This is a genomic window from Bacillus amyloliquefaciens DSM 7 = ATCC 23350, from assembly GCF_000196735.1.
Taxonomy (GTDB): Bacteria; Bacillota; Bacilli; order Bacillales; family Bacillaceae; genus Bacillus; species Bacillus amyloliquefaciens.
In genome coordinates this window covers 1,757,905-1,774,937 of the sequence record NC_014551.1, presented here as the reverse complement: position 1 = coordinate 1,774,937, position 17,033 = coordinate 1,757,905, and the positions used below count along the sequence as shown (strand labels likewise).

Below are 17,033 nucleotides of genomic sequence, written 5' to 3'. Positions count from 1 at the left end.
TCTGACAGCAATAAAAACAACCTGCTCGCCTTACGCAAGCAGGTTGAGAATGTACATGTTTTGTTTTAACGGGGCTCGACGATTAACTTAATCGCCGTTCTTTCTTCTCCGTCAATCTGTATATCTGTAAAAGCCGGAATACAAATCAAATCTACGCCGCTTGGCGCGACAAAGCCTCTGGCAATCGCAACCGCTTTAACAGCCTGGTTTAAGGCACCCGCCCCAATTGCTTGAATTTCGGCGGCTCCGCGTTCTCTCAATACGCCGGCAAGCGCGCCTGCTACTGAATTTGGACTTGATTTTGCTGAAACTTTTAAGATTTCCATTTCTGCTCCCCCTTAGTTTTACAATGGATAAGTGAGTGTTCATTAGAACAATCATTATTAGATGTTGCTATCCAAAAAGCCATCCCCACAATGCTTTTCAAAAATAGCGGGCTACCTTCCATTTCTACTATATTCACTAAGAAGTTGCTATATTCCTGCTTTTCCTTTTAATATTTTTATAAAATAAACACATGATCACCTATTCAAAGAACATATGGTCATCATTGATTAAAATCCGTTCGATATTTACGGCTTTTTTCGTCTGATCGTCGATGTCGATGAGCACCCCGCTCAGCGTTGTTTTCCCTTCCGCAACGGTAAAACGGACCGGAAGATTGGTTTTAAACCGCTTAATGACCGTTTCTCTGTCCATACCGAGAATTCCATCATACGGACCCGTCATGCCTACATCAGTAATATATGCCGTTCCTTTCGGCAAAATGCGGTTATCTGCCGTTTGTACGTGTGTATGCGTGCCTACAACGGCTGAGGCTCTTCCGTCTGTGTACCAGCCGAGCGCAATTTTTTCGCTTGTCGCTTCAGCGTGAAAATCAATAAAAATGTACGGCGTGCGTTTTTTCGCTTCTTCTATTAGTTCATCTGCTTTAGCAAACGGATCATCAAGCGGCGGAAGAAACGTCCGCCCCTGTAAATTAATGACGGCAAGCTCTTTTCCGTTCGATTTAATATAAGTAATGCCTTTGCCCGGTGTGCCTTCCGGGAAATTCGCCGGCCGGACAAGATGCGGCACATCATCAATAAAGTCAAAGATCTCTTTTTTATCCCACGTATGGTTTCCCATAGTAATGGCGTCGGCTCCTGCTTCCATCAGGCTATGGTAGATCTTTTCCGTCAGTCCTTTTCCGTGTGCTGCATTTTCTCCGTTAATAATCGTAAAATGCGGCTTATGTTTTGCTTTCAATTTCGGGACATATTCTTTTACCATATCGCGGCCCGGAGAACCGACAACATCGCCGATAAATAAAATTCTCATAAATTCCATTCCTTTCTTTTCTGGAGACTCAAAAAAATAAAGTGATGCGCTAAGCATCACTTTATTTTGCATACTCTACGGCCCGAGTTTCTCTTATCACGGTCACTTTAATGTGGCCCGGATAATCAAGCTCGTCCTCAATTCGTTTACGGATATCACGCGCCAAACGATGGGCTTCCAAATCATTAATGGAATCCGGTTTCACCATGATGCGAACTTCACGGCCGGCCTGAATTGCAAATGATTTTTCAACACCTTCGTAAGACTCGGAGATTTCTTCAAGCTTTTCAAGTCTGCGGATATAGTTTTCGAGCGTTTCACTTCTCGCACCCGGTCTTGCGGCTGACAGTGCATCAGCTGCAGCGACCAGAACGGCGATAATGGAAGTCGGCTCTTCGTCTCCGTGGTGTGACGCAATACTGTTAATGACGACTGGATGCTCTTTATATTTGGTCGCAAGCTCCACTCCGATTTCCACGTGGCTTCCTTCCACTTCATGGTCAATTGCTTTTCCGATGTCATGCAGAAGACCTGCCCGCTTAGCAAGCTTTGCATCTTCTCCTAGCTCGGAAGCCATTAAACCGGCTAAAAACGCAACTTCCATTGAATGTTTCAGTACGTTCTGCCCATAGCTTGTACGGAATTTCAACCGGCCGAGAATCTTGATCAGATCCGGATGGAGTCCGTGAACGCCGACTTCAAATGTGGTCTGCTCACCCATTTCCCGGATATAGTCATCAACCTCGCGGCGGGATTTTTCAACCATTTCTTCAATACGAGCCGGGTGAATACGGCCATCCTGAACGAGTTTATCAAGAGCGATTCTTGCCGTCTCCCGTCTGATCGGATCAAATCCGGAAAGAATGACTGCTTCAGGTGTGTCATCAATAATCAGGTCAATACCTGTAAGCGTTTCAAGCGTACGGATGTTACGCCCTTCACGGCCGATGATACGTCCTTTCATCTCATCATTCGGAAGATTGACGACCGATACCGTCGTTTCGGCAACATGATCTGCTGCACAGCGCTGCAAAGCAAGCGACAAAATGTTTTTCGCCTTTTTGTCTGCCTCTTCTTTCGCACGGTTTTCGGTTTCTTTTGTCATGATGGCGATATCATGTGAAAGCTCATTTTCAACCCGGTCAAGAATGATTTGTTTCGCTTCATCCCGTGTCAGGCTCGAAATGCGTTCGAGTTCTGACTGCTGCATACGAATCATCTCATCCACTTTGCTTTCCATCTCTTCAATATGTTGTTGTCGTTCATTCAGAGAATGATCTTTCTTCTCCAACATCGCTTCCCGTTTATCAATTCCTTCATGTTTACGGTCAAGATTTTCTTCTTTTTGAAGTAAACGGTTTTCTTGTTTTTGAAGCTCATTTCGTCTTTCACGAACTTCCTGTTCAGCATCTATTCGAAGTGTATGGATTTCGTCCTTTGCTTCAAGCAGAGCTTCTTTTTTCAGTGCTTCAGCATCACGCTTTGCATCTTCAAGGATTTGCTCGGCAGCACCGCGTGCGCCCGCAATCTTTGCTTCGGCAATGGTTTTACGAACATAGTAGCCAACAACTAAACCGAGCAGAGTCAGCAAAATGGAGATGAGAACCGTCATTGGGGTCATACTTTCACCTCCTCTTGCTATGAACTTGGTTGTTGCTTAAATAAGTGCCGGCATGTACATTGTCTGATTTTCTCAACATACAGAACCTTCACAGGGAATGAGTCTTTCATGCCCTTGTCAAGTTTAAATGGTTTAACAATCATGTTAAAAAACAAATGTTACAACTTCATTGTAATTGTGTCGGAAATACTTGTCAAGCTTGCCAGCTTAACGATTCGCCTTCATCTCGGAATCTTCGCCATGTATATATCATACCATACCTTCAGCTGCTTTTCGTGAATGGCGGCTCGTTAGTTCGCCTGGTTAAGCAATTGGTAAATTCTGTTGTTCACCTGCCCTAATTTGGCGTTATTCTGAATATTTGACAATAAAATGACATATTTGCTTGCCGAATGGCTGAAGCTGTTCAAGATGTTGTAACCGGGCATTACGCCGTGATTGGAATAGCTTCCCGGATCAATGTAAAATCCCATGCCGTAAGCGGAACTGCTTCCTGCTGTGAACATTTTTGTAAAGCTTTCTTTTGAAAGGAGCGTGCCGTTTACGACCGCTTTATCAAATTTGTAAAGATCTTCAGCGCTCATATACATATCGCCCGCCCCGTAGAGCTGCGATAAGTCCAAAAGGTGAGGCGTGACAAGCCGGCCGCTCTCATCAACTTTGTAGCCGACAGCCGGATATTTGGCTTCAGCAAAAGTTTTGTAAAATCCGGCATGCTTCATTCCGGCCGGTTTAAACACATGGTCTTTAATATATTGTTCGTATGACTCCCCGCTGACCTGAGATACGATATAGGCGAGCACTGAATAATTGGAATCCCTGTACTCCCAAACCCCAGGCTGCCGTTTAATTCCGCGGTATTCTATATCCTTGATTAAATCAATAGGAGAAATCGGTCCCTGTCCCTCAATATGTCCGTTTATTCCTGACGTATGATTGAGCAGGTTTTTCAGTGTAATGCGCGTGCCGTTAGGAAAATTCGGCAAGTATGTACTGACGGTGTCACTCGTCTGAAGCAGCCCTTTTTCTTCAAGCTGCAAGACAGCCGTCGCGATTAACGCTTTTTGTGAAGAACCAACATAATATGATGTCTCCGGATTGTTCTTAATTTTTTGTTTTCGGTCCGCATAGCCAAAACCTTTTTTCAGCACAACCTTTCCATCTTTTACGACCATTGCTGTGCCACTGAACCCGATCTGTTGCAAGTAATTGCTGATCTGTTTATTGTGATCGATTGATTTAGGTGTTTTCTCTTTTTGCGTCTTTTCTTTTTTTTGTTGAGTCTGGTCTTTTGAAGAATCAGATTGAGCAGCGGGAGCGCTTTTAACGGATTCCTTCTCCCGGTGATGCGCTGTGACGGTCCAGATCATAATAAAAACAGTGACAAGCAGCAGAAAAAGAAACAGCCCTCCCGTTTTCATCAACTTTTTCTTTCTATGTTTATTAATTCTTGTGCGGCGGGGGCTCGTCATCTTTTTTCCTCCTCAGATATAATTTCAACTTTCGCCATGATGTTAGACGAGTGAAGGGTGAAAAAAGTTGTAACATTTCAGATAAAATTTTCCGAAACAGCCAGTGTTTTTTGAAACACACAAAAAAAGAGCGGAAATTGCTTATTCCGCTCTTTTTATCGTGCTTTTATTCTTCGAATTCAAGCTCTTCCTGAACTTCTTCCGCTTTTTCCGTAACACCGTTATTGTCCAAACCGTAATGTTCACGGATTTGTTCTTGAATCATCAGCATGATGTCTTTATTTTCTTTTAAGAACTGCTTGGCGTTTTCACGGCCCTGTCCGAGGCGTTCTTCTTCATAAGAATACCACGAGCCGCTTTTCTGCACGATATCAAGTTCAGTTCCAAGGTCGATGATTTCCCCTTCTTTGGAGATTCCTTCACCGTACATAATGTCCACTTCAGCCGTACGGAACGGAGGAGCGACTTTGTTTTTTACGACTTTAATTCTCGTTTTATTCCCCATAACGTCGTTGCCCTGCTTTAATTGCTCGGCACGGCGCACTTCAAGACGCACGGAAGAATAGAATTTCAGCGCGCGGCCGCCCGGTGTCGTCTCCGGATTTCCGAACATAACGCCGACTTTTTCACGAATCTGGTTAATAAAGATTGCGATTGTTTTAGATTTATTGATGGCGCCGGAAAGCTTACGGAGCGCCTGAGACATGAGACGCGCCTGTAAACCGACGTGTGAATCACCCATGTCACCTTCAATTTCAGCTTTTGGAACAAGCGCCGCAACAGAGTCAACGACTACGATATCGACAGCTCCGCTTCGCACCAGCGCTTCAGCAATCTCCAGCGCCTGCTCTCCCGTATCCGGCTGAGAAAGCAGCAGCTCTTCGATATTGACACCGAGCTTTTGCGCGTACACAGGATCAAGAGCATGCTCGGCATCAATAAATGCTGCCTGTCCGCCTTTTTCCTGAACCTCAGCGATTGCGTGAAGCGCTACAGTCGTTTTACCTGAGCTTTCAGGTCCGTATACTTCAATAATCCGTCCGCGCGGGTATCCGCCTATTCCGAGAGCGGTATCAAGTGCAAGGGAACCGCTCGGCACCGTTGAAATTCTTGTATCCGTTTTTTCTCCGAGCTTCATGATGGAACCTTTGCCGAATTGTTTTTCTATTTGCTTAAGAGCCATATCTAAGGCTGCCTGACGATCACTCATTTATTTTTTTCCTCCTTTATCTTGCCACTACATATACTATACCTTGTTTACTGACATTTGCCAAGAAAAAAGCGAACGCATATTCGGATTTTTTCCGCGTTCGCTTTTCTTAAAAAGAGCATTATTCCCCTTGTAAAACTTAAAAATCAGAGAAAACGTCTCTTTAAAACTTTATTTTTGATCCAGCATTTTCAAAATAAGATGGCAGCCGTATTTAGCGGCGCGCTTTCTGACTCCGGTTCTTGAGCCGGCAAAGTTAAATTCGTGCACCTCTTCTTTGCCTTCAGCGGAAATACCGATAAAGACGAGGCCCGGGGCATGCCCTTCCTGCGGATCAGGGCCCGCAACACCGGTAAAGCTGATGCCGATATCGCTTCCGGTCAGCTTTCTTACACCGGCGGCAAGCTCTTTCGCGCACTCTTTGCTGACCGCTCCGCTTTCTGCGAGCGTTTCAGCTTTCACGCCGAGCACATTTTGTTTCACGCTGTCGGAATAGCAGACAACGCCCCCCGCAAATAGTTGAGAAGCGCCGCTTAAATCAGTCACCCACTCTGAAAACAGGCCGCCGGTAAAGCTTTCGGCAGAGGAAATCGTGATTCCGTTTTGTCTGCATGCTTTTGAAAGCTCCTTCACCAGCGACGTATCATCATATCCGTAGAAAAATTCACCGACACGTTCCAAAATGGCGGCTTCCGTTTCTTTTAAAAGCCGCTCGGTTTCTTTTTCGTCGGCATGTTTTGCCGTTAAACGCAGCGTGACCTCGCCGTCGGCAGCAAGCGGCGCAATCGTCGGGTTCGTCTGCGCATCAATGATATCTTCTAAGTCAGCTTCAAGCTGCGATTCACCGATTCCGAAAAACCGCAGCACGGTTGAAACGATCTTCTCATTTGAACCGAGCTTTTTAAGAAGCAGCGGCTTCCCTTCATTTTCAAACATCGGACGCAGCTCGCTCGGCGGCCCAGGGAGCAGCATATAAAGTCTTGAGCCGTGCTCTGCAAGCATTCCCGGCGCCATGCCGAAATGATTCGCCAAAACGTCTGAGCCCTCAATGACGAGTGCCTGTTTGCGGTTATTCGGCGACATTGTCCGTTTTGTTTTCGCAAAATACTCTTCAATCGACCGGAACGCTTCGTCATTCAGAACGAGCGGGCGCCCCAAAGTGTTTGCAATGGTTTCTTTTGTTAAATCGTCCTTGGTCGGTCCGAGCCCGCCAGAAAAAATAATCAGGTCTGAGCGCTCTTCCGCAATGCGGATGACTTGCTTAAGCCGCTCCGGATTGTCTCCGACAGCGGTATGATAAAACACATTTACACCGATTTCCGCCAGCTCTTTACTGATAAACTGCGCATTCGTATTGGCGATCTGGCCGAGCAGAAGCTCTGAGCCGACTGCAATGATTTCCGCTTTTTTTGCTATTTCCATCTTTACGTCCTTCTTTCTCAGTTAGATGTTTTTAACGCATCCCAGTTCTTCGCAAAATAATCCCAGCCGGAAATGACTGTGAAGAGCACGGCCACCCATAAAGCGATATCGCCGAATGGGAAAGAAACGAGCTCAAACGGAAGATTATGAAGCAAAAGCGCGGCAACAGCGATGATCTGGGCCCATGTTTTAATTTTCCCCAGCATATTGGCGGCTACGACTTCTCCCGTTCCTGCCAGGACAAGCCTTAACCCCGTTACGGCAAATTCGCGGCTGATGATGACGATGACCATCCACGCCGGCGCAAGGTCAAACTGCACAAGCGTAATTAATGCCGCGGACACCAGCAGTTTGTCAGCCAGCGGATCTAAAAATTTTCCGAAGTTTGTCACGAGGTTCAGCTTTCTGGCGTAGTAGCCATCCACCCAGTCAGTCGTTGATGCAATAATAAACAAAACAGCTCCCGCAAGATGTGCGACCGGAATCGATTCATCTCCTATATGAAGGCTGCCCCATTGAAAAGGAACAAGCATGATAATCATAAATACAGGAATTAAAGCGATTCTTGCCAGTGTGATTTTATTCGGTAAGTTAAACATAAAGCCCCTCCAATATATGTACTCGGACGTGAAGAAAAAGTCATCTTAATCGTTCAGATGACTTTTTCCCCTTTTATTTTTTCATCTTGATTGTGATTGTCTGCGCCATCACATCATGCGGATTGAGTTCATAAGACAGAACCTCTCCGTTGATTTTAATTTTCAGGTTAGGGGCATAGCCCGTGCGTATTTCAATCTGCTTTTGATCCGTGATGTCTTTTTTATAGGTTTCACCTTTTTGCAGCGTTCCTTCTTTTAAAGAACCGCCGCTGTCATCACGGACGCGTATCCATGCGTTATCTGAAGCAATCAGTTCAAGCTTGTACTTATCAGCCCCGGAAACGTCGTATGAAGAAGCGGATCCTTCCGTTCCGGCCGCTTTGATCTCTGTTTTTTCACTGCTTTTTTCTTTCTTTTTCTGCTCTGGCTCTTTTGTGTCCTTTTTGCTGTCAGTTTGCGTGTCATTTGTATTGCCGTCATTTTTCAGCGCGGAATCCTTAGGAATCTCATACTTGCTCTCGCTTTGGGTGGCGGCCTTATCCCCGTCTGTCTGCCCGGACTTGCTCATTCCGAGCTGAATAATCGCATACACGATCGCAATGACGATAATGACACCGATGACAATAAGGACGGTCGGAAGCCATTCTGCCGCCTTTGAAGCGGACTTAGGCAGTTCCCTTTGCATGGCGAGGCCGGAGATTTTTTCCGACACATCGTCATGATACGTGTTAGGGATGTCTTTTTTATATTCTTCAAATAATTGGTCTGAATCAAGCCCGACAGCCTCAGCGTATTGCTTGATAAACGCCCGTACATAAAAATTGCCGGGAATGACGTCATAAGAGCCTTCTTCCAGAGCGGTTAAGTATCTTTTCTGAATTTTGGTCGCCGCCTGGAGTTCATCCAATGACATCCCTTTTTCCTCTCTGGCTTCTTTAAGCCGGATTGCTAATTCTGTCACAACAAACACCTTCCAATATTAAAAATCAAAGCTTGAAAAACCGGCCTGATCAAACATTTGCGGTTCTTCTGCATGTTCATATGTAATGACTTCATCAGGATCATTTCTGAGTTCGATAATATAATCGAAATCATCGAGCGTATACTCCGTATTCTGCACAAAAATATCGGGGTGCTCCACGACCTTTGTCGCCGGAAGCCTCATAATTTCACTGACGAGCTGAAGATGGCGCTCAGATCCGCGTCTTGTCGAAACGATGCCATCGAGGATAAACACGTTTTCCGTGCTGTATTCATCAGCAACCAGCTGGCTCCGGATCGTTTGTTTTAACAGCGTTGATGATACGAAAAGCCATCTTTTGCTGGCACAGACGCTTGACGCAACGATGGACTCCGTTTTTCCGACCCGCGGCATTCCCCGGATTCCGATCAGTTTGTGTCCTTCTTTTTTAAACAGCTCGGCCATAAAGTCAACCAAAAGACCAAGCTCGTCCCTTTCAAAACGGAAGGTTTTTTTGTCATCGGCATCACGCTGAATGTATCTTCCGTGGCGGACTGCGAGACGGTCGCGAAGCCTCGGTTCTCTCAGCTTCGTTACTTTAATGGTCTCCATTGTTTTTAAAATTGATTCCAGTCGTTTAATTTGATCTATATGCCGGCATCTGAGCAGCATTCCCCTTCTGGAAAGGTCGACACCGTTAATTGTGACAATATTAATTGACAGCATCCCGAGAAGAGATGAAATATCCCCGAGCAGGCCGGGGCGGTTCACTTGAATTTCATATTCAAAATACCATTCGAGCTTTGCCAAATGATATACCCCCTCCATTGTGGCAAATTTTTACCTTCCTTTATCATAAAACATTTTTCTCTAATTAGAAAGAAGAATGTTGCTCTATAGAGGAAAACATAAAAAAAGAGAGGAGAAATCCCCCCTCTTAATGAGTGCTGTTATTTTCAACAAGCTTCACCATCATATTTGCGATGGCGCGCTGTTCATCTTCAGAAGCAACGCTCCAAAGATCAGCAAGCACTTTTTCCTGATGGTTTTTCGAGTCGACTTCGTTTGCAAGGTAACCGCCGATTTCTGTAGCGAGGTCAGTGATCGTTTCATCACTCATCCCTTTTTCCTGTGCATAGTTCAATCTGTCGCCAAGGAAATTCTTCCAATTATCCCAGTTTTCTAATACTGACATGTTGGCTTCCTCCATTTCATCTGTTGTTACAAAATTATTTTGTCCGTGCAGATGTAAACTATACATACATTTTTTTCAGCAGTGCCAGCCGCCGTTTACGGATAATATATGCCCCGTAATATAAGAGGCCTTGTCCGACAATAAAAAGGCCGCCGCTTCGGCGATTTCCTCCGGCCTTGCCAGCCTGCCCGCGGGAATTTCCTCTGCTAATGCTTCTTTTTCATCAGACGTGAACTGATCAAGCATATTCGTATCAACGGCGCCCGGTGAGACTGCATTCACCCGGACGCCGCTCGGAGCAAGCTCCTTGGCAAGCGCTTTGACGAACGAATGTTGCGCTCCTTTAACCATGCTGTATAATACTTCGCACGACGCGCCTGTTTCACCCCAGACGGAGCCGATCGCGACGATGCCCCCGCTTTTTTTCCGGATCATGCCGGGCACCAGATTACGCGCCAGAAGAAAGGGGCTCGTCACATGCAGCTGAACCATCTCCCGCGCCGTGTCATCCGTAACGTCCGTAATCAGGCCGAAATGACTTTTGCCGCTGTTTAATATCAGAGCGTCCACAGGCTGTTTGACGGAGCGGCTGAGTGTTTTCGCGCCGTCTGGTGAGGACAGATCCGCCTGAATAACGGAAGCTTTTACTCCGAATGATGCGCTCAGTCTTTCCGCAAGCCCGGCTGCTGCTTCTTTATTAGAATGATAATGCAAAAGTACGTCATATCCGTTTTTTGCGAGGACTTCGCTTATACTTTGTCCGATTCCGCCGCTTGCTCCGGTTACAAGCGCTGTCTGTTTCATCAATCAACATTCCTTCTTTCCCCAGAAAAACATCCCTCAGGGCGCGAGGGATGTTTTGTTATGATTTCGGCACGACTTTGCAGACTGTCAGCCTGTCTTCTGATATTTCTTCTTTGATGACCCGCTCCACGTCTTCCGGCGTAATCTGCTCCAATACGGTTACGACATCAAACAGACTCATGTCTAAAAAGGCGTAGCGTGTGAATTGGTTGGCGATATATTCAGGCGAATTCAGCGCTTTTAAAAATGACCCGATCTTCTTTTTTCTCGCCAGGTCAAGTTTTTCCTCGGTCACGGCAGATCCTGCATCAAGCAGCATCTGTTTTAATTCGTCAGCGAGCTTATCCGGCTCCGGTGTATCTCCTCCGACAGAGGCAAAACCGAATCCGTATTCAGCCGTATAATCAAAGCTGAAGGTTTCATCAATGTAGCCTTTGTCGTATAGGTCGCCGTAATGCGGTGAGCTTTTTCCGAAAAGACACTCAAGCATGAGGTTCATGCTGAGCTCGTGCTTCAATAGCTCCCGTCCCGTTTTATATGGGTCTTTCGCCTTTAGGCCAACCAGACATTTTGAGCCTTGGACGTTCATTTTTAATTCCTGCTCCCGGCGGAAAACCGCTTCCTGCTCCCGAACTTCTTCACGTTTGATTTCAGGCTGATCTGTAAACGGCTTTTTCTCCTGGTTTTTCCGCACCTGGCTGATGATCGCTTCAGGATCTACAGGGCCGACGATAAAGAGCAGCATATTGCTCGGATGATAAAACGTTTCGTAGCACTCATACAGAAGATCTTTCGTAATATGAGAGATGCTTTCCACCGTTCCGGCAATGTCAATTTTCACAGGGTGGTCTTTATACATATTTTCGATGAGGCCGAAAAACAGCCGCCAATCCGGATTATCATCATACATGTTAATTTCTTGGCCGATGATGCCTTTTTCTTTTTCCACTGATTTTTCCGTGAAATACGGGTCCTGGACAAAATCCACGAGCGTTTCCAGGTTTTGCTCTACATTTGAGGTACTGGAGAACAGATAAGCGGTTCGTGTAAATGACGTAAAGGCATTTGCCGATGCCCCCTGCTTGCTGAAGTCCTGAAACACGTCGCCGTCCGCTTTTTCAAACAGTTTATGCTCAAGAAAATGCGCGATTCCGTCAGGGACGTGAACCATTTCTTCCTTTTTTAAAGGAACGAATTGATTGTCAATGGAACCGTACTTTGTCGTAAACACGGCGTATGTTTTATTAAAGCCCTGTTTCGGCAGCACATAGACATCAAGGCCGTTTGCCATTTTTTCATGATACAGCGTTTCTTGAAGCTGTTCGAAGTTTATCGGTTTAGTCAAGATGCTCCCCCCGTCCCTTTTAAGAAATAAGTCGTATCCAGCTTAATGTTCTTTCCGACATTGACAATGTCCTCTTTTGTCACTTTCTCAATATTGTCAAGGAATGTTTCGATCGGTATCTCCACTTGGGCTGAGGCCTGCTGGTACAGAAATTCCGCTAAGCCGTATGCCGTATCGATCGTTTCTAATACTTGGTTTTTAATAACGGCTTTTGTCTGGGCGATATCGTCTTCTGAAAAGTCACCGTTCTGCATCGCCTGAAACTGTTCTTCAATAATGGTGACGGCCTGCTTGTAATTTTTCACTTCAATACCCGACATGACCATCAAGAGCCCTTTGAAGCTTTCCACCCTTGAGGCTGCATAATATGCGAGACTCGCTTTTTCACGGACATTCATAAACAGTTTTGAATGAGAGAAACCTCCAAAGAGCCCGTTAAACACTTGCAATGCAGGATAGTCCGGGTCTGTGTATGTCGTATTGGTCCGGAATCCGATATTCAGCTTGCCCTGTTTGACGTCCTCTTCATCAATAACTTCCTTCGGATCAGGCTGTTCATTCGCCATGCTTCTTTCTAAAGGCTGCTGCGCCCGTTCGTCCGTTTTAAAATACGTATCAACGGCTGTTTTCACCTGATCTGTGTCAACGTCGCCGATGACATACAGGTCCAGCTGATCTTCGCGTATGGCTTTTTGATAGGCTTCATACAGGTCTTCCGGAGTAATGTGTTCAACATCATCGAACTCACCGTTGACGTGAAGGGCATATGGTTCGCTTTTGCACATTTCCTGAACGAGACGAAGATTAGAATATCTCATCTTATCGTCATATACGGCTTGAATCCGCTGTTTCAGGGTCCGTTTTTCCTGCGTGACATAAAGGGGCAGGAAGGCGCCGTTTTCCAAAGCAGGCGAAAAGACAAGCTCTGATAAAAGCTGAAGACCTTTTTCCAATAACGGTGTGCGGTCCTTCAGATACTTTTCATTGGGAATCTCAAGCCGGAACGTAATAACATGACGTTCTCCCTTTTTTGTCAAATCAGCGGAAACGGATGTGCCGTACAGTTCATCAAAATAAGAACGCAAATCAGCCGTTTTCGGCCGGCTTTCTGTCCCGCGGAGAAGCACATGCGGAAACAGCGCCCTTTTTGTTACAAGCTCTTTCGTTAAAGGAGCCAGCATTTTAAACGTCAGTGAAACGGTTTTAAATTTTTCAGTCTTTACGATGTGGGCGGTGATTCCGCCGTGTTTTGACTTCATTTCATTTACGTAAGTCATGTGAAACCTCCTTCGTTCATTCTTTCATATTATGTATTATGACCAAATTTCAGCATTCGCAAAAAAGAGTGCGCAGATGTAATTATATCAACTGGAGGATTTATAAGGAAACAAAAAACCTCTGCCCGAAAACCAGGCAGAGGCATTGTACGTTATTTTTTCAAATTGAAAGGCCACCAGTTGGCTCTTCCGAATATTTTCACCATGACCGGTACAAAAAACGGAAGGACAACAATTGCGTACATGAGAAGGCCGGTTAATACCACGGTTGCGATCTGCAAAAGGGAAAGAACGCCTGACGGCAGCATGGCCGCAAAGGTTCCCGCTAAAATAATTGCCGCAGAAATGATGACTGAGCCCATATTTTTCATACTGCTGATCATTGCCGCTTCCGTTCCTTCTTTTTTCAGCTCATTAAAACGGTCCATCAGGAAGATGGAATAATCCACGCCCAGAGCCATCAGAATGACAAAGCCGAAGAACGGCACGGCCCAGTTCACCCCCGGATACCCGAAAAAGTGTGTAAAGATGTACTCCGTCACGCCGATGGATGCGAAATACGTCAGGACGAGCGAAGCCACTAAATAAACAGGCATAATGAGGGAACGCAGCATGACGATGAGAATCAGAAAAATGCCCGCCAGCATAAACATCGCCGTCCGTTTGAAGTCTGAATCCGATACTTCTTTTAAATCGGCATTCATGCTCGAGACCCCGGAGACGCCGAAAGAGGCATTCTTCAAATCCGTATTCGGAATGACCCTTTTTACGCTCGCTTTGATCGCTTGAATATCTTGAATGGCCGTATTTGAATAAGGATTGTTATCAAGAACGACGGTCAATTCTGTCGTTTTTCTGTCTTCTGACATGTACGTATTAAACACGCTTTTGAAATCACTGCTTTTCAATGCGTCTTGCGGCACGAACCAGCCCGCCATTTCTTTGTCTGACGCCTTATGAAGTTCACCCAGATAATCATTCGCCCCCATCATGCCGCTTGAAACCTTCTTAAGCCCTTTTACACTATCGTTAAGCCCGGAAGAAAGATCACTGAGCTGGGAAGAAAAATCACCGAGGCCGCTTTGCATTTTTTTCTGGCCCTCCGCAAGCTGTCCTGCCGCCGATTCAAGACGCGGCATTTGTCCGGCGAGAGCCCCCTGTCCGTCTGATACTTGCTGAAGGCCGTTTTCAATTCTGGTCAGGCCGTTGATCATTGCGTTAATTTGAGTGTCAATCTTCTGTTGAGCGGCTGACAGCCGGGCAAATTGTTTTTCCGCTTGCTGCAGATTATCCTTTTGACTGTCTACCTGTTTAGAAAACGCTTCTGCGTCTGCATTTGCTTTGGAAACGGCTGACTGAACGCTTGTAAAAGCCGATTTGATCTCTTGATAGGAGGGATCGGTTTTTACTGCCGGTACCGACGCTTCCAATTTTGCAAACGGCAGCCGGTCAAGCTGCTTGTTCAGATCGGCAAGCTGCCTGCTGGCTTCATTTTTCATCGGCAGAAGGGTTTTTACCAGTTTTAAAGCGTTTTGCGTTTCTGATGCGAGACCGCTGCTTTGACTGAGCTGCGCAGACAGCATTTGTTTCTGCTCTTCAATCTGCTTTCTCATTTGAGCGACACCGGCTTTATTCTTGTTCACGCCAGCCTGCAGCTTATTCAGGTTCTCTCCTATATCAGAAAGCCCGGATTTCAGAGACAATGTCCCGTCAATAAGCTGATTGACGCTTTTCCCCGACTCTTCGATCTGCGGCTGTGAATCAGCTAACGACTTTGCGGCATTCCCTAATCCGTCTGTTATTTTTTCAAGCCCTGTATTGCCTTTGCCTAGACCTTCTTGGAGCTGTTTTGCCTGATTTGTGACAAATAATTGATTCAATCCGTTCCCTGTAGGGCGCGTGGCGCTTCTGACCGTTTTCACACCCTCTGTCTTTTCAAGTTCCCTGCTGATTTTTTCGATATCAATCAGGTGTTTTTCGGTATTTAATGCCTCGTCATTTTTTATGACGACTGTTGCCGGAAGAAGTTCTCCCGGTCCGAATGCATCTGAAATCGTATTGAAGGCGCGGACGGATTCATATTTATCCCCGATCTCGTCAAGGCTGTTGTAAGATAGCGCGCCTTTGTAAAGAAGGATCGGCGGGACGGTAAATACCGCGACGATTGCCAGACTGATAAGCGGCCGCTTAAACGAGAACGTTCCTGCTGTTTCCCATGCTTTGCTTTGAGGATGGGAAATATCGCCTCTGACAGGCCAAAACAACCTTTTTCCTAAAACAGCCATAAAAAACGGCACAATCGTCATGAGTGCAAGCAGCAGCACTGCGACACCGACTGCAACGGCGGCTGCCGACTGATACAGCTTAAATGTCGCAAATCCGATGCAGGCAAATCCGATCAGCACCGCTCCGCCGCTGTACAAAACCGTCTTTCCGGCCGTTTTGTAGGTCACAACGATCGCTTCTCTAATATCAGCGCCGTGAGACAGTTCTTCTTTAAACCGGCTGAGAAGCAGAATGCAGTAGTCTGTGCCGATTCCGAACATAATCGCAACCATAAAAATCTGAGTAAAGGTTGAAAGCGGAAAATCCAGCTGATCGACTAAAAAAGCGACAATGGATTGGCTGACTAAATAAGAGATTAATACTGATAATAGCGGCACAAACGGCGCGACCACTGACCGGAATACAAGGATCAGCACGATCAGGATAAAGGCAACCGTTATATATTCAGTCTTTTTCAAGCCGTCCTGAGAGCTTTTTAACACATCTTCGTCAATCAGCGACTGGCCTGTAATGCCGTATGATACGCCGTACGGTTTGAGCTCTTTATCAATTTTATTTTTTATTGCAATGATATTGTTTTTTGATGTATCAAGCTGCAGCTGAACAAGCATCGTTTGTTTGTCTTTTGACAGCAGCTGTTTTTTGATGTCGTCATTTTTTTCCCCGAAATATGAGGTCACCGTTTTAATATGAAGCGCTTCTTTATGTTCAGACAAAGTGCTGACGGCTTTCTGTAAACGATCTTTTTTGTCTGTCATTAAGCCTTTTTCGTGAAAGACGATGACGGCGGAAGAAGACGGTGCATCTGAATCAGACATGTCATCAATCAGTTTGCGGGCGTCTGAAGAGGAATATCCGTCCGGTACGGAAATCTGGCCTTTCTCCCGTGTCAATTCAGCCATATCAGGCGCTGTAAGCATAAATATCACCGTTGCGGCGATCCATGCCGCGGCGATGATCCAGCGGGCTTGGATAATTTTTTTCATTATGTCTGCTGATCCTCCTCTGCCATCATCAATCTGTATAATTTTTCGTATGTATTAACGAACATTTCCGCCTCGTCTTCATCAAAATACATAATATATGAACGGACGAGATCCTCAATCCGCCGCTCCACACGGTGAAATACTTCCGTCCCCTTTTCCGTGACGTTTAACAGGATGCTCCGGCGGTCGCTTTGGCTCCGTTCTCTTTTGATGTATCCTTTTTCATGCAGGCGGTTCGTCATAGAGGTAATGGCGCTTTTGTTGACGTGGCACACGGCGGCAAGTTCAATTGATTTGCAATCGGGATTGAGCATAATATAGCGGAGTATGTAATATTGATCCAATGTAAGCTCTTTGTTCACTTTCTCGGCGATAATGCTGTCAATTTTTTTTAAGACGTGCAGGTATACATCAGAATAACGCTGAATCAGCTGTTTTACTTTTTCTTCGTGCACTCTTTTCCCCCTCCTTTAATAGTTAATATGTTTAACTATTAAAGGATAACGAGCAGACGGTATCATGTCAATATTCAAAA

The 17,033-nt window shown here is 45.7% G+C and carries 15 protein-coding genes; all 15 read right to left on the bottom strand.

Annotated features, from left to right (window positions below; translation table 11 throughout):
• Positions 1 to 65 precede the first annotated feature (65 nt).
• The 15 genes from spoVS to BAMF_RS29420 all read right to left on the bottom strand — a co-directional run bounded on the left by spoVS (position 66) and on the right by BAMF_RS29420 (position 16,953).
• Positions 66 to 326 (bottom strand): stage V sporulation protein SpoVS, encoded by a 261-nt coding sequence (gene spoVS / locus BAMF_RS29490; RefSeq protein ID WP_003154135.1) that lies wholly within the window; start codon positions 324 to 326, stop codon positions 66 to 68.
• A gap of 199 nt (positions 327 to 525) precedes the next feature.
• A complete protein-coding gene (gene ymdB, locus BAMF_RS29485) occupies positions 526 to 1,320 on the bottom strand; it encodes a 2',3'-cyclic-nucleotide 2'-phosphodiesterase (protein WP_013352320.1) in 795 nt (264 codons plus the stop codon).
• Between the two features lie 61 nt (positions 1,321 to 1,381).
• A complete protein-coding gene (gene rny, locus BAMF_RS29480; RefSeq protein ID WP_003154140.1) occupies positions 1,382 to 2,941 on the bottom strand; it encodes a ribonuclease Y in 1,560 nt (519 codons plus the stop codon).
• Positions 2,942 to 3,231: 290 nt separating this feature from the next.
• Entirely contained in the window at positions 3,232 to 4,413 is a 1,182-nt protein-coding gene (locus tag BAMF_RS29475) for a serine hydrolase domain-containing protein (RefSeq protein WP_013352319.1), read from the bottom strand.
• A gap of 166 nt (positions 4,414 to 4,579) precedes the next feature.
• Positions 4,580 to 5,623: a recombinase RecA gene (gene recA, locus BAMF_RS29470; RefSeq protein ID WP_013352318.1), complete on the bottom strand. Its 1,044-nt coding sequence runs from the start codon at positions 5,621 to 5,623 to the stop codon at positions 4,580 to 4,582.
• 171 nt (positions 5,624 to 5,794) lie between these two features.
• Positions 5,795 to 7,045, bottom strand: a complete 1,251-nt coding sequence (locus BAMF_RS29465) for a competence/damage-inducible protein A (RefSeq protein WP_013352317.1) — start codon at positions 7,043 to 7,045, stop codon at positions 5,795 to 5,797.
• A gap of 17 nt (positions 7,046 to 7,062) precedes the next feature.
• Complete coding sequence (pgsA, locus tag BAMF_RS29460; RefSeq protein ID WP_013352316.1) at positions 7,063 to 7,644, bottom strand: CDP-diacylglycerol--glycerol-3-phosphate 3-phosphatidyltransferase; 582 nt, start codon at positions 7,642 to 7,644, stop codon at positions 7,063 to 7,065.
• Between the two features lie 73 nt (positions 7,645 to 7,717).
• Positions 7,718 to 8,605, bottom strand: coding sequence for a helix-turn-helix domain-containing protein (locus BAMF_RS29455; RefSeq protein ID WP_013352315.1), 888 nt, complete (start codon positions 8,603 to 8,605; stop codon positions 7,718 to 7,720).
• 18 nt (positions 8,606 to 8,623) lie between these two features.
• Positions 8,624 to 9,415 carry a DUF3388 domain-containing protein gene (locus BAMF_RS29450; protein WP_013352314.1) on the bottom strand — a complete coding sequence of 264 codons (792 nt, stop codon included), beginning with the start codon at positions 9,413 to 9,415 and terminating at the stop codon, positions 8,624 to 8,626.
• A gap of 127 nt (positions 9,416 to 9,542) precedes the next feature.
• On the bottom strand, positions 9,543 to 9,800 hold the full coding sequence (locus BAMF_RS29445; protein ID WP_003154150.1) for a DUF3243 domain-containing protein: 258 nt from the start codon (positions 9,798 to 9,800) through the stop codon (positions 9,543 to 9,545).
• 75 nt (positions 9,801 to 9,875) lie between these two features.
• Positions 9,876 to 10,604 carry an elongation factor P 5-aminopentanone reductase gene (ymfI, locus tag BAMF_RS29440; RefSeq protein ID WP_013352313.1) on the bottom strand — a complete coding sequence of 243 codons (729 nt, stop codon included), beginning with the start codon at positions 10,602 to 10,604 and terminating at the stop codon, positions 9,876 to 9,878.
• A 58-nt stretch (positions 10,605 to 10,662) separates the two neighbouring features.
• Positions 10,663 to 11,949, bottom strand: coding sequence for an EF-P 5-aminopentanol modification-associated protein YfmH (yfmH, locus tag BAMF_RS29435; protein ID WP_013352312.1), 1,287 nt, complete (start codon positions 11,947 to 11,949; stop codon positions 10,663 to 10,665).
• Positions 11,946 to 13,226, bottom strand: coding sequence for an EF-P 5-aminopentanol modification-associated protein YfmF (gene yfmF, locus BAMF_RS29430; RefSeq protein ID WP_013352311.1), 1,281 nt, complete (start codon positions 13,224 to 13,226; stop codon positions 11,946 to 11,948). The genes yfmH and yfmF overlap by 4 nt, the downstream gene beginning before the upstream one ends.
• 152 nt (positions 13,227 to 13,378) lie before the next feature.
• A complete protein-coding gene (locus tag BAMF_RS29425) occupies positions 13,379 to 16,498 on the bottom strand; it encodes an MMPL family transporter (protein WP_013352310.1) in 3,120 nt (1,039 codons plus the stop codon).
• A complete protein-coding gene (locus tag BAMF_RS29420) occupies positions 16,498 to 16,953 on the bottom strand; it encodes a MarR family winged helix-turn-helix transcriptional regulator (RefSeq protein WP_013352309.1) in 456 nt (151 codons plus the stop codon). Before BAMF_RS29420 ends, BAMF_RS29425 begins: the two co-directional genes overlap by 1 nt.
• Positions 16,954 to 17,033: the final 80 nt, after the last annotated feature.

Excerpts from the sequence above, each read along its gene's own strand:
- pgsA (WP_013352316.1), bottom strand. The coding sequence starts at position 7,644 with ATGTTTAACTTACCGAATAAAATCACACTGGCAAGAATCGCTTTAATT.
- BAMF_RS29475 (WP_013352319.1), bottom strand. The coding sequence starts at position 4,413 with ATGACGAGCCCCCGCCGCACAAGAATTAATAAACATAGAAAGAAAAAG.
- rny (WP_003154140.1), bottom strand. The coding sequence starts at position 2,941 with ATGACCCCAATGACGGTTCTCATCTCCATTTTGCTGACTCTGCTCGGT.
- yfmF (WP_013352311.1), bottom strand. The coding sequence starts at position 13,226 with ATGACTTACGTAAATGAAATGAAGTCAAAACACGGCGGAATCACCGCC.
- ymfI (WP_013352313.1), bottom strand. The coding sequence starts at position 10,604 with ATGAAACAGACAGCGCTTGTAACCGGAGCAAGCGGCGGAATCGGACAA.
- BAMF_RS29425 (WP_013352310.1), bottom strand. The coding sequence starts at position 16,498 with ATGAAAAAAATTATCCAAGCCCGCTGGATCATCGCCGCGGCATGGATC.
- BAMF_RS29445 (WP_003154150.1), bottom strand. The coding sequence starts at position 9,800 with ATGTCAGTATTAGAAAACTGGGATAATTGGAAGAATTTCCTTGGCGAC.
- spoVS (WP_003154135.1), bottom strand. The coding sequence starts at position 326 with ATGGAAATCTTAAAAGTTTCAGCAAAATCAAGTCCAAATTCAGTAGCA.
- BAMF_RS29465 (WP_013352317.1), bottom strand. The coding sequence starts at position 7,045 with ATGGAAATAGCAAAAAAAGCGGAAATCATTGCAGTCGGCTCAGAGCTT.
- recA (WP_013352318.1), bottom strand. The coding sequence starts at position 5,623 with ATGAGTGATCGTCAGGCAGCCTTAGATATGGCTCTTAAGCAAATAGAA.
- ymdB (WP_013352320.1), bottom strand. The coding sequence starts at position 1,320 with ATGAGAATTTTATTTATCGGCGATGTTGTCGGTTCTCCGGGCCGCGAT.